This window comes from Sphingobacterium sp. UBA5639 (assembly GCF_002421245.1).
In the GTDB taxonomy this organism is placed as follows: Bacteria; Bacteroidota; Bacteroidia; order Sphingobacteriales; family Sphingobacteriaceae; genus Sphingobacterium; species Sphingobacterium multivorum.
Genome location: NZ_DIJR01000025.1, coordinates 260,883 through 274,257 on the forward strand (window position 1 = coordinate 260,883; position 13,375 = coordinate 274,257).

A 13,375-nucleotide genomic window follows, 5' to 3' on the forward strand; every position below is an offset into this window, starting at 1 on the left:
GCTCCTTTTCTTTGATCCATTACTGTACGACGCTTCTCCTATACTAGGCTTGCGCCTGTTTATTTAACTTTGAATGTTTATAGCCATACATAAAATATACAGCCAATCCAATCACGAGCCAGATCACAAATATTATCCAGTTACTTGCCCCCAGCTCCGTCATTAAATACAGATTGATCAGAATACCAACGACAGGCAATAGGGAAAAGTTCATTTTAAAGCTATAAATCCCCAGTCCAAGCCAAGTTAACCAAAATATGATGACTAACATTTTATGTTCTAGAATTTCAAGGATGGTAAGCGATTTCCACTCCTGTATCGTCTCTTGCGCATAGCTAAAAATAAACACAATAGCAATCAGTAGCCCTGCACCAACCAAATACTTACCGTTGATGTAAGGAACTTTAAATTTGGATTTTGCCGATAAACCCGAATAATCCATATACAATACACCGGCGCACACAAGTATAAAGGCAAAAAAGGTACCGACGCTCGTTAAATCCACAAAGAAATCCATTTTAAAAAATAACGAAGGGATAGCAACCACCAAACCCGTTACAATAGTTGCAAACGAAGGTGTTTTATATTTTGGGTGAATGGTCGCAAATTTCTTCCACAACAAACCATCCCGACTCATCGTCATCCAGATTCTTGGTTGCGCCAATTGATACACCAGCAAGGCACTGGTGATGGCAATCACAGAGGTCACCGATATAATTCCGGCCATATGGTCAAAGCCCACATATTTAAACACGAAAGCAAGCGGATCCTTCACATTTAATTCGGTGTAATTAACCATCCCCGTCAAGACTAAGGTAATAGCGACATACAATACAGTACAAATCAATAGGCAATAGATCATCGCCTTAGGTAGATCGCGCTGCGGGTTTTTACACTCTTCGGCAGTTGTGGAGATCGAATCGAATCCGATAAAGGCAAAGAAAACCGCGGCCACACTTCCGAGTACACCTTTGAGGCCGTTCGGCGCAAAAGGTGTCCAATTTTCAGGTTTAATGAAAAATATACCCCCAAAAATTACGGCAAGGATAATCGCTACCTTGATCATAACCATAATCATACTCGCTTTCTGGGACTCTTTGATTCCGATATAAACCAACCAAGTAACCAAAAATGTAATGACACCTGCTGGTAAATCGAAAATAATAGGCATTCCTCCTATTCGTGGTGCACTATTAAAAGCATCCAGACCATGTTGGTCGATTGCGGTCAGTGCAGCCGCACCATGTTGGTTCATCTTCTCTACAGCATCATAAGCATAGCCTGGCGCCATGGACAACCAAGCCGGTATGTGGAGTCCAAAGCCCTCCAGCATGGAGACAAAATACTGCGACCAGGAAATGGCAATAACCGTATTGGAAACAGCATACTCCAAGACCAATGCCCAACCTATAATCCATGCAAACAACTCACCAAAGGCCACATAAGCGTATGTATATGCTGAGCCAGACACAGGAACTGTACTGGCAAATTGCGCATAGGCCAATGCCGTAAAAACACAGGCAAAAGCCGTAAAAACGAAGAGGAGTGATACCGCTGGTCCACCTTCATAACTCGCCAATCCAATTGTGCTGAAGATTCCAGCCCCTACAATAGCGGCGATACCCAACGAAACCAGATCTGTTACCCCCAATACCTTTGCAAGGCCCGTCCCCTCCTCTTTTTGAGTGTCATGCAGAATCTGATCAACACTTTTCTTCCGAAAAAGTCTATGTGACATGTAAATTTAGTTTTTGATACTTAAAATTATGCGAAAATAAATATTTTCAAGGTCTTATACTATTGGTATTTTCTGACAGACTAATTAAAGTCCACCAGCTCATATTGAATATACTGGTAAATTTCTTGATAATCGGTCATCTGCGTATGTAAATAGGAAATCAGCTGTTCTGTCAGAAGCTGTCTTTGCTCCACTGAAACTTCAAATTTCCACAATCGCTTACAAATATTGAAAAGCGCACCTGCGATTTTTTCTACCTGTGCATAGTCATAAATATACGCCCACTCAATAAACTGATGATAGAACTTTTCAAACTTAGGAATATCACTCAGCTGATTAATTTTCAAAAACTTCCGAACAGCATCTTCATTGACATGTACCAGTGCAGCGTAGAATTTATCGATGGAGACCGCTTTATTTTGTGTTAGGATATGATCCAACAATAGCTCCAACGCAATATGGGCCATAAAGGACGGACGGATAGGCAGCCCGGCTAAACTAGACTGGATTTTTAGTTTCAGCTGATGTGTATGATGAAAAAAGTAAGGTGAATTGTGAAATAGACGATCGACCTCGATATGACGGTTCCAGCCTATGTACAATTGTTCCAGTAAAGGATTGTCCAAGAGCTCATCTTCATACTGACGCGGTTTTAGCATAAAGGATTTATCCGCATTTTTTAATAGATCGGGTAACAATCCACCCACCATACGTTCGGGATTAGTTGCAAACCGTTCAAAATAGAAATGTGATAAAAAATTCATACCAGCTTATTAGCGTGTGCTTTTATGGGAAATTATTCGCTCAATATACGCTTAATCTCCTATCTTTGCATCTTGTAAATTAAAAAATTAAATCCATTTAACAATGAGCTTTGTAGAAGAATTACGTTGGAGAGGCATGTTGCAAGATATTATGCCAGGCACTGAAGACTTACTGAATAAAGAAAAAGTCGCTGGTTATATCGGCTTTGATCCCACAGGCGACTCTCTACACGTAGGACACTTGACGCAAATCATGACGTTGATCCATTTCCAAAATGCAGGCCACAAACCAGTTGCCCTGGTTGGAGGAGCAACAGGCATGATCGGAGACCCTTCTTTCAAATCTGCAGAGCGTAACTTGTTGGACGAAGCTACCTTACAGCATAATGTCGCTTGTCTGAAAAAGCAGTTAGGCAAATTTCTTGAATTTGGAGAAGGGGAAAATGACGCCCAAATGGTTAATAATTACGACTGGTTTAAAGATTTTAAATTTTTGGATTTTATTCGTGATATCGGTAAAATGATTACCGTTAACTATATGATGTCAAAAGATTCTGTAAAAAAACGTCTGGAAGGCGACAATGGTCTCTCATTTACAGAGTTTACCTATCAATTGATTCAAGGATATGACTTCTACTATCTTTGGAAGCACCACAACTGTAAAGTTCAAATGGGCGGGTCGGACCAATGGGGTAACATCGTAACAGGAAGCGAAATGATCCGTCGCCAAGATCAGGGAACAGCCTATGCCATCACGACGCAATTAATCAAAAAAGCCGACGGCCAGAAATTTGGAAAGACCGAATCTGGTGCCATATGGTTAGATCCAAAAAAAACTTCTCCGTATAAGTACTACCAATTTTGGTTGAATACGTCAGATGATGATGCTAAAAACTGGATCAAAATTTTTACACTCAAACCTCAGGAAGAAATTGAGTCCATTATTGCAGAACATGATGCAGCGCCACACTTACGTTTAGTTCAAAAAGCACTGGCAAAAGATATCACCATTCGTACCCACTCCGAAGAAGCGTACGAAACTGCGATCAAAACTTCTGAATTTCTTTTTGGAAATGGCTCTTTAGAATTCTTAAACAACTTAGATCACGACGCAGTTTTAGAGGTATTTGAAGGCATTCCGCAGTTTCAGGTCGCTAAAGCAGATCTCGCAGCAGGCATCAATATTCTTGATTTACTAGCTGTTCAGACACAGGTATTTCCGTCAAAAGGTGAAGCCCGCAAAATGCTTCAGGGCGGCGGCGTTTCTATCAACCGAGAAAAAGCAACCGATATTGAAGATTCGATTACGGACAATCACCTTGTAAACAATAAATATATTGTTGCACAACGCGGTAAAAAGAATTACTACTTGATTATTGCAGATTAATGATCAGCAGTATCCTGATTTAATAATCCATAAACATAAAAAAGTCCCTTTTGAACAAAGTAAAAGGGACTTTTTTATGAAATCCAATGTTATTCTTCCTCCGCAGAAGAAATCGGTTCGGTTATTTTAATAGTTTTTCAAATGCTTTGCGTGACGCTCCCCTAAAATGTACTTCCCCGCAATAGCGGTACCCTAACTTTTCGAACACATGCAGCATACCCCCATTGTCAAAATTAGTATCCACCTTAATACTATAAACGCCATGATCGATGGCTATCTCTTCCACCCCGGACATAATAGCCGTCCCCACACCTTTCATATGCGGATCCTGCGCCGAGGCCAGTCGGTGTATACCGACATAAGAACCATCACTTAACCATTTTCCGTCAATATCATTATATGCAGGTTCGACATCAAAAATAATAGCAACATAACCTACAATCCTACGCTCCACTTCAACGACATGCCCGTAGCCCTTATCAATATCCGACTGAACCACATCTTCATTCGGATAACCATCTTGCCATTGTCGGCTACCTTGTTCTTTCCTGAGGGCAATTGCTTGTTGTATAATTTCCCAAATCCGTCCTTTATCAGCTAATGTCGCTTTTCGTATTTCAAACTTGTTCATGCTATCTCTTATTTTATTCGTAAAACTACATATTTTAGAGCAACTCTAAAGAATAGGCAAAAACAGAAACAATCTTTAGCCATATCCCATATTCTTTAGCCCACCCCACTTGCAGGGCATAGTATTTGCTAGCCATTATACCTATCAAGCTTTTTAGCTACATCTAAATTTATTCATTCATAAAAAACGACAAACTTAAAATAATAGGCGATCAGCATCTTTAAAATACTATCAAAATAACTAAGTTTGTAAGCAGTATAATTGTGAGCTTTTCAATGTCAAATAAAGGAAATACATTTAGGCAGACAGGGAATTCAGTTTCCGGCAAACGTGCCCCTCAAAAGGAATCGACAACATTTAAAAAAGAAAAAAGTCAAAAAAACAGTGTACCAAGAGATTATTCTGATGCACAGCAAAAGGCTGTCAAGATATTAGGGATTTTATTGATCTTACTTTCATTGGCATTTGCTACAGCTTTCGTCTCCTACTTATTCACTTGGGAAGACGATCAAAGTTATATTGCAAAAACCAATGGTGGATGGTCGACATTATTCCGATCCGCAGAAGAAATTCATGATGAAGCTGTTGATCTACCCGTTGTCGATAATAAACTAGGGAAATTTGGCGCATTGCTAGCCAACCAATTCATGTACGAATGGTTTGGCGTCGCATCTTTTCTTTTTATCCCCGTATTATTCATTTTAGGATATCGCTTGTTGTTCAAGAAATCATTACTTCCTTTGTACCGTACTGTAGTCTATTCTTTTGTTGCTATCGTTTTTATCTCGGTAACTTTAGGCTTCCTGCATGGATTTATGGCCGATACACCGCATATGCTCGAGGGTAAATTTGGCTTTTGGACCAATAAATTACTGGAAGCACAAGTTGGCATTGTCGGCGTTGGCTGTATATTGGCTTTTGCCTACCTGACGACATTGATCTTACTTTACAACCTCGATTTTAAATTTGTCCTATTCAGTAACAGGAAATCCAAGTCATTCTCTGAAGATACGGACGAAGAGGATGAGGATGAATACGCTCCACAAAATCTTAGAAACAAAATTCATATTGAAGATGATTCCATCCAGTCGGTGCGAGAATCTTTCCAACGGTCAACGTCAATCAATGAGCGATTTCAATCTGCTCGGGACAAAGAGGTACAGGAAGAACTTCAGCGTCCTGCCTTTACGCATCACCCTGTACCCGAAGTACAAATTGATCCGAAGGACAAAGTGGTGCTCACCTTCGACGATAGTCCGCTTGAAAGAACAGAGAATACACCTTCAATCAGTTTTACAATTGATCAGCCAAATGAAGAATTTGAAGCCGAAGACTTACCGTTAATCCAGGAATATCAAGCGCCGAAAATCGAAGCAGAACCCCAACGAGAGCCAGAAGCTATTATTGAACCCGATGCAGTACCCGGTCTGGTGGTCGAAGATATCAAAGAGGAAAAAGAAATTACCGCCAGTGATCTTGTGGCCCAATTCGGACAGTATGACCCAAAATTGGATCTTTCTGGCTACCAACATCCGGCATTGGATTTATTGAAGGACTATGGTGGTGGTAAAATTACCATCAATCAACAGGAACTCGAAGCGAACAAAAATAGGATTGTTGATACACTGAGAAACTATAGCATCGAGATCGAAAGCATCAAGGCAACGATAGGACCAACGGTGACTTTGTATGAAATTATACCAAAACCAGGTGTACGGATTTCAAAAATCAAAAATCTGGAAGATGACATTGCCTTAAGTCTTGCGGCCTTAGGTATCCGGATCATTGCACCGATGCCCGGAAAAGGAACTATTGGTATTGAGGTACCAAACTCCAGTCCGGAAATGGTGTCCATGCGATCGGTCCTTGCTACGGAGAAGTTTCAGAAAACAGATATGGATCTCCCGATCGCTTTAGGTAAGACAATTTCAAATGAAGTGTATATTGCCGATTTAGCTAAAATGCCTCACCTTCTGGTTGCGGGGGCTACCGGGCAAGGTAAATCAGTAGGTATTAACGCGATTCTGACCTCTCTACTGTATAAAAAACATCCAGCCGAACTAAAATTTGTCCTTGTTGACCCTAAGAAAGTGGAACTTTCTCTATTCAAAAAAGTAGAGCGCCACTTCCTTGCAAAATTGCCTGACGACGGAGATGCGATTATCACCGATACGAAGAAAGTAATCAACACCTTAAATTCCCTCTGTATAGAAATGGATCAACGTTATGATTTGTTAAAAAATGCGCAGGTACGGAATTTAAAGGAATATAATGCAAAATTTATCAATCGCAGATTAAACCCTGAGGAGGGTCATCGATTCTTACCATATATCGTTCTTATTGTTGATGAGTTTGCCGACTTGATGATGACAGCAGGAAAAGAGGTCGAAACACCGATTGCACGATTGGCACAATTGGCCCGTGCGGTAGGAATTCACCTGGTTATTGCAACCCAGCGTCCTTCTGTCAATATCATTACCGGTACAATCAAGGCCAACTTCCCTGCACGTCTGGCATTCCGTGTGTTGTCGAAAGTCGATTCACGGACCATTCTAGATACAGGCGGTGCAGATCAGTTGATCGGTCGGGGTGACATGCTTCTAGCGACTGGAAGTGATTTGATACGTATTCAATGTGCTTTTGTGGATACGCCTGAGGTTGAACAAATTTCCGATTACATCGGTGCGCAACGAGGCTATCCTTCGGCATTTATGCTTCCGGAGTACGTAGACGAAAACGGAGATGGTTCTGGTAGTGTAGATTTTGATCCCAAAGACCGCGATCAGTTGTTCGAAGAAGCTGCCCGATTGATTGTCATGCATCAGCAAGGCTCTACGTCATTAATCCAACGTAAATTAAAATTGGGTTATAACAGAGCAGGACGAATCATCGATCAATTGGAAGCTGCAGGAATTGTAGGTCCATTTGAAGGAAGTAAGGCCCGCGAAGTGCTTTATCCAGATGAGTATTCATTAGAACAATTTTTGGAGACGTTAAGAAAGGACAACTAAGATGAAAAAACAAGTATGGTTTATTGTAGGTCTGCTAATCATGGCATACAGCCAAAACAGTTATGCACAAAATGACGCTGCTGCCAAGGCGCTACTGACGAAAGTAAGCCAAAAGTACAATGCATACAAAACAATACAGGCCAATTTCTCATTAGATATTAAACAAGCTAATGGCGGCTCGCATACTGATGCCGGAACAATATACCTGGACAAGAGTAACAACAAGTACCAGGTCAATACCAAAAATCAAGTATTGATATCGGATTCCAAGACACAGTGGAATATCATGAAAGCGGAAAAAGAAGTTGAAATCTCAGAAGCAAGCAATTCGACCAACGAGATCAATCCAACAAATATATTCAGCTTTTATACCACCGGTTTTAAATATACCTTGACCAATACAGAAAAGGTAAAAGGGCTTACACTAAGTGTTGTTGAATTAAGTCCTCTTGATAGCAAAAAAAACTATTCAAAGATCAAGCTGCGCATTAACAAAGCAAGCAGTCTGATCTATGATACCACCGTATTTGATAAAAGTGGTAATCGCTATACGTATACATTAACTTCTCAGGAAGGTAATAAGGCGCTTTCCGGTAGTCTATTCGTATTCAACAAAAATGATTATAAAGGCTTCGACATCGTCGATCTGAGGTAAAAATAGAACAATACTACAGGTCTGATTAAAGACAGTAAAATAAAAAGGGCTTTCCACTATGCAGTGGAAAGCCCTTTTTATTGTGAAGTACACTATTTTACAGCATGTTCGGTTCCTTATCCAACGTCTCACTTTCTTTATTGGCATAACGTGAATAGCCATGCTTCTGTGGATGTTCGATAATTTCCTTCATAGAAACAAGTTTGTACACATACGAACCCGTTTCATTATTCAATTTCAAGGCAAAATAGTCGTCCTTTTTTTGTCTTCTTATAGAACCTCTTAAACTGCCATCACCAACATTATACGCCGCAGCAACCAAGGTCCAGTTACCAAATTGGCCATAGAGGTATTTGAGGTATCTCGCTGCAGCATGCGTAGATTTAACAAGATCCTTTCGGTCGTCTACCGTACCATTGACTTTTAATCCATACAAACGGGCTGTTGCCGGCATAAATTGCCAATAGCCACCAGCTCCCTTCGATGAAACAACAGCTTTACTAAGGCCACTTTCCACCAATGGAATGTACTTGAAATCTTCCGGAATACCATGTGATTTAAGGATCTTTGCAATCATAGGCAAGTAGGTCTCTGCCTTTTTGTGCATATCGTACGATCCTGTTTTTTTAAACGAGAATCGACTGAAAAATTTACGCAATTTACTTTCCACAAGCGGACGATCCATCGGTAATGAATCTTCGGCAAATGTCAATGAATTCATATACGATTCAAAGGAATTGCTTTTTTCTTTTTTTTCTTCTTCATCCCCATGATGAACGGGAACTACTACGAGCTTCGGTTCAACGATCTTATCGCCGTTTGAAGCATTGTTGTGTGGGGTTGAGTATAACTTTGACAGCAATAAAGCAAACAAAATCAAACTACTACATAAAACTCTCTTTCTTATCATTCACTCCCTTAATGCTACCCTATCCACGACTGCAATCGATCAAAAAATAGCTTGGTTCAAATTCAAGGGTACAAAGGTAAACACTATTTATTTAAAAAACAAATAGTTACATTCTAGACAACTTAAAGCGGCTTTGTTATCGTAAAAACGCAGCAAATTCAAGAAAAGACAAAAAGATAAGGATTTTTTCGCAAAACCCAAAATTATACCTAACTTTGTCGTTCACATTTTAGCAAAACACAATGCCATTCAGCAATAAAAGGAACAGTCGTGATGACAACTCCAGAAAGTCACGAGGCAACTCAGATAGTTTCAAATCTAGAGGCGATAAGAACAATAGTTTCGGAAAAAAATCATATGGGTCGAATGACCAATCTGAAAGAGGCTCTTTCAGAAAAGATGATAATCGTGAGAACAGATCATTCGGATCTAAAAAATTCTCAGACAAACCTTCCTTCCGAGGAGATAACAATTCCTTCCGTTCAAAAGATAATTCAGAAAAATCCTTTGGTAGAGGAGGCCGCTCATTTGATAAAAATGATTCTTCAAGATCTTTTGACAAAAAAGATTCCTTCAATAAATTTGATAGATCAGAACGTTCTTTTGACAAAAAAGATAACTTCAAACGTTCCGATAGAAATGACTCTTCAAGATCTTTTGACCGTTCAGAACGTTCTTTTGATAAAAGAGATAGTTTCAAACGTACAGATAGAAATGATTCCTCAAGATCTTTTGACCGTTCAGAGCGTTCTTTCGATAAAAAAGATAACTTCAAACGTTCAGACAGAAATGACAGCCCAAGATCATTCGATAGATCAGAGCGTTCTTTTGACAAAAGAGACAGTTTCAAACGTTCAGACAGAAATGACTCTTCAAGACCTTCTAACAGAAAGTTTGATGGCGATAAAAGTAGAAATTTTGACGACAACAAAAACTTTGGTGATAAACAATATATTAAACGTCCAAAGAAAAAAGCAGAGGATGCAGAAGATGACGGCTTAGTTCGTTTAAATCGTTACATCGCCAATGCTGGTATCTGTTCAAGACGTAAAGCGGATGAGCTTATCACTGCTGGTGTTATTTGGGTAAATGGAGAACCTGTTACGGAATTGGGTACCAAGGTGGATCCTGCAACAGATGAAATCCGTTACAACAACGAACGCCTAAAACGTGAAAAAAATGTTTATGTTTTGTTGAACAAACCAAAAGATTATATCACGACTACAGATGATCCGCAGGAGCGTCATACCGTAATGGAACTTGTTTCTAAAGCGACAAAAGAAAGAATCTATCCTGTTGGTCGTCTTGACAGAAACACAACAGGACTACTTTTGATGACAAATGATGGTAGTCTTGCTGAAAAACTTTCACACCCGCGCAACAGCATCAGCAAAATCTACAATGTCGAGTTAAACAAAAGCCTTACACAAGGCGATTTTAACAAAATCAGCTTTGGTATCGAATTAGAGGACGGTGTAATTAAACCAGATGACTTGAGCTATGTTCAAGGCGGATCGAAACGTGAAGTCGGTATCCAAATCCACTCGGGGAAAAATCGTATCGTACGTCGTATTTTTGAGTCATTAGGATATGAAGTCGTTAAATTGGATCGTGTGGTTTATGCAAACTTAACGAAAAAAGACCTTCCACGTGGCCGTTGGAGATATTTAGAAGAGCGTGAAATCGTGCAGTTAAAGCACCTGATTTAATCGCTTAAGCAGATAAATAAAAATAAAGGACGGTCATTCAGTTAAGCGTCCTTTATTTTTTATATTTGCTCTTTCAAATAATAAAACAAAGAATATGACTGATCCGAAAACACTTTCATCCGTTGCGGAATTCCATAAAACATTCCAACATCCAATCCTAGACACGCCTACTATTCCATCTGAACAAAGATGTGCCTTACGGGTATCGTTGATCGCTGAGGAATTAAAAGAATTAGAAGAGGCCATCCGGGATAAAGATTTGGTCGAGATTGCAGATGCGCTATGTGACATTCAATATGTACTTGCTGGAGCGGTATTAGAATTTGGTTTAAAAGATAAATTCTCTGCTCTTTTTGATGAAGTTCAACGTTCCAATATGAGCAAAGCATGTAAAGACGAAGCAGAAGCCATCGCTACACAGGAGCACTATAAATTAAAAGGTGTAGAATCCTATTATAAAGAAGTTGATGGCAAATTTCTGGTATTCAGAACAGCTGACAATAAAACGTTAAAATCCATCAATTACTCTCCAGCCGATCTAAAAACAATTGTTGAGGGCTAAATAAAGATGGTAATCGTACCCTTTTTTTGTAGGTAAACAGCAAAGGCTTCATTAGAGAAGCCTTTGCTGTTTTTATAGCGCTGAATATATTCATTAAACGCGATAGCATACAATGATCTATCAAAAGAGTATAAAATATTAGGAACGGCTAAAAAAGACTCCCCTGCACGACCTGACGTGCTTCCAATCCCTTATCGATGTATGTTTGAATACCTGATTTCGGTAAGCCCCAATTCGGAGCAATTAACAATTCTTTATCTGCAATCCCGAAAATACGTTGAATGATCAGATCAGGACGCAATCGAGGAATAAACTTTGCTAAGAATTCCGTATAACCTTCTATCGAGAAAAGTTCAAAAGGCTCACGTTTGAACTTAACGCCCATAATAGATCCCTCTACAATATGTAAGTGATGCAACTTCACAAATTTAATTTGTGGAAAGCGGTTGATTTCATCTGCATATTTCAACATCATTTCTTCAGATTCCCACGGGAAGCCAAAGATGGTATGCACACAAAGCTCCAACGGAGTATCTTTCAGCATATTCATGGCCTGAACAAATTCGTCGTGAGAACAGCCTCTATTGATCTGCTCCAATGTATCATTGTAGATAGATTCCATACCCATCTCCAAATCTACATCGTAACGATCTGTGTAAGACTCCAACAATGCAATCTTTTCAAAATCCAAACAATCAGGACGTGTACCCACAGAAAGACCCAAAGTATTTTCAGGATCAATACTTAAAGCCTCATCATACATCATCTTCAGTAGATGAGTCGGCGCATATGTATTTGTATTTGGCTGGAAATAAATAATAAACTTCTCAGCGCCATAGCTATTACGTGCTCTTTCAATACCCGATTCCACCTGCTCGCGTATAGAAGGAATTTTCCGGGCAGTATCCGGTGTAAAAGAATCTACATTACAGTACGTACAACCACCATAGCCCTTACTACCATCACGATTGGGGCAGGTAAAATTACCATCCACAATCACTTTAAACACTTTCTGTCCGTTATACTTTTGCTTTAAATAAGCCCCGTAATGATTATACGGTTTAATTCCGTTGTCCAATAATGTACCCATTCCGCTGCAAAGTTACTCAATAAAAATCATATGTGACCATTATTTTCTCAGGATCAAATGTTAAACTGATACGGCCATCACGAAAATCTTCCCAAGATAATTTATACAAACTATCCTTAACTGCATTCTCCAAATCAAAATAACTGCTTTTAACAGCTAAACTGGGAGAATTATCATAATAAGTAGGTAAACCGTAATAGAATACGAAAAATTGTTCAAATTCTTTAAATGACAAATAGCCATAAAACCTATTCCTATTTCTTGAAACCAATATTTCAATTCTTTTTAGCCTGCCATTTGTATAAAAATAATCAAGTGTTTGATAATACAGTGCATTCAACCATTTGCCGCCAATAAATTGGATATGACCTGGATCGATGACAACCATTGTATCCTTACTCCGCGTATATGTCCCCAATTCCCCAATAGAGGACCTTTCCCCAAGATGAATGATATATTCACGCGCTATATTGGTCGATCTACCATCTTTATTTGCCGGTATCCACTTTGATATGGACGAAAATTTTTGATTCATTTCTTCAGTCTTATCTACATGACCAAAATTGCTAGAAACAACTCTGATAGTGCTATCCTTATAAACCTCGAATCCAACATGAGCCTCATCATTAAGCATATCCATATCACGTTTCCATTTTTCATTTAACTGCCTATAAAAATCGATAATACCTATCTTCGGGGTTGGAAGGTAGTTTTGATAAGAAACAAAAATGTAATCCTGTCTATCTTGGCAAATACCTGATCTCACATTCAACAAGAGAAGACAGACGATGATCAAACAAATTCTCATACGGCCAGTAAGTAATATTTACAGCAATATACAAAAAAACTAGATATGGGAGTTCTAGAACAGGCGAGATACTTCACAAGGAAAGTACCTAAACGAAAGAAGCCCTTGAC

At 39.3% G+C, this 13,375-nt stretch carries 11 protein-coding genes; 5 read left to right on the forward strand and 6 right to left on the reverse strand.

Features of this window, described 5'->3' with window-relative positions; all coding sequences use genetic code 11:
- Positions 1 to 43 precede the first annotated feature (43 nt).
- Positions 44 to 1,738, reverse strand: coding sequence for an amino acid permease (locus tag B4Z90_RS15950; RefSeq protein WP_112375480.1), 1,695 nt, complete (start codon positions 1,736 to 1,738; stop codon positions 44 to 46).
- Between the two features lie 80 nt (positions 1,739 to 1,818).
- Positions 1,819 to 2,502: an ACP phosphodiesterase gene (locus B4Z90_RS15955; protein ID WP_070563210.1), complete on the reverse strand. Its 684-nt coding sequence runs from the start codon at positions 2,500 to 2,502 to the stop codon at positions 1,819 to 1,821.
- Positions 2,503 to 2,605: 103 nt separating this feature from the next.
- On the opposite strand from B4Z90_RS15955, the gene tyrS reads away from it, so the two are divergent.
- Complete coding sequence (gene tyrS, locus B4Z90_RS15960; protein ID WP_070563213.1) at positions 2,606 to 3,889, forward strand: tyrosine--tRNA ligase; 1,284 nt, start codon at positions 2,606 to 2,608, stop codon at positions 3,887 to 3,889.
- A gap of 121 nt (positions 3,890 to 4,010) precedes the next feature.
- Here tyrS and B4Z90_RS15965 read toward each other — a convergent pair whose 3' ends face one another.
- On the reverse strand, positions 4,011 to 4,520 hold the full coding sequence (locus tag B4Z90_RS15965) for a GNAT family N-acetyltransferase (protein ID WP_070563216.1): 510 nt from the start codon (positions 4,518 to 4,520) through the stop codon (positions 4,011 to 4,013).
- A 275-nt stretch (positions 4,521 to 4,795) separates the two neighbouring features.
- Here B4Z90_RS15965 and B4Z90_RS15970 point away from each other — a divergent pair, with 275 nt between their 5' ends.
- Positions 4,796 to 7,531 carry an FtsK/SpoIIIE family DNA translocase gene (locus tag B4Z90_RS15970; RefSeq protein ID WP_070563219.1) on the forward strand — a complete coding sequence of 912 codons (2,736 nt, stop codon included), beginning with the start codon at positions 4,796 to 4,798 and terminating at the stop codon, positions 7,529 to 7,531.
- A gap of 1 nt (position 7,532) precedes the next feature.
- Positions 7,533 to 8,186: a LolA family protein gene (locus B4Z90_RS15975; RefSeq protein ID WP_070563221.1), complete on the forward strand. Its 654-nt coding sequence runs from the start codon at positions 7,533 to 7,535 to the stop codon at positions 8,184 to 8,186.
- 97 nt (positions 8,187 to 8,283) lie between these two features.
- On the opposite strand, the gene B4Z90_RS15980 is transcribed toward B4Z90_RS15975, so the two are convergent.
- Positions 8,284 to 9,096 carry a lytic transglycosylase domain-containing protein gene (locus B4Z90_RS15980; RefSeq protein ID WP_070563224.1) on the reverse strand — a complete coding sequence of 271 codons (813 nt, stop codon included), beginning with the start codon at positions 9,094 to 9,096 and terminating at the stop codon, positions 8,284 to 8,286.
- 242 nt (positions 9,097 to 9,338) lie between these two features.
- On the opposite strand from B4Z90_RS15980, the gene B4Z90_RS15985 reads away from it, so the two are divergent.
- Both B4Z90_RS15985 and B4Z90_RS15990 read left to right on the forward strand, forming a co-directional pair.
- Positions 9,339 to 10,805: a pseudouridine synthase gene (locus B4Z90_RS15985; RefSeq protein ID WP_286802738.1), complete on the forward strand. Its 1,467-nt coding sequence runs from the start codon at positions 9,339 to 9,341 to the stop codon at positions 10,803 to 10,805.
- 94 nt (positions 10,806 to 10,899) lie between these two features.
- Entirely contained in the window at positions 10,900 to 11,367 is a 468-nt protein-coding gene (locus B4Z90_RS15990) for a nucleoside triphosphate pyrophosphohydrolase family protein (protein ID WP_070570070.1), read from the forward strand.
- 148 nt (positions 11,368 to 11,515) lie between these two features.
- On the opposite strand, the gene B4Z90_RS15995 is transcribed toward B4Z90_RS15990, so the two are convergent.
- Both B4Z90_RS15995 and B4Z90_RS16000 read right to left on the reverse strand, forming a co-directional pair.
- Positions 11,516 to 12,457 carry a TIGR01212 family radical SAM protein gene (locus tag B4Z90_RS15995; RefSeq protein WP_070570068.1) on the reverse strand — a complete coding sequence of 314 codons (942 nt, stop codon included), beginning with the start codon at positions 12,455 to 12,457 and terminating at the stop codon, positions 11,516 to 11,518.
- Between the two features lie 16 nt (positions 12,458 to 12,473).
- Positions 12,474 to 13,265, reverse strand: a complete 792-nt coding sequence (locus tag B4Z90_RS16000) for a hypothetical protein (RefSeq protein ID WP_070570066.1) — start codon at positions 13,263 to 13,265, stop codon at positions 12,474 to 12,476.
- Between the last annotated feature and the right edge of the window lie 110 nt (positions 13,266 to 13,375).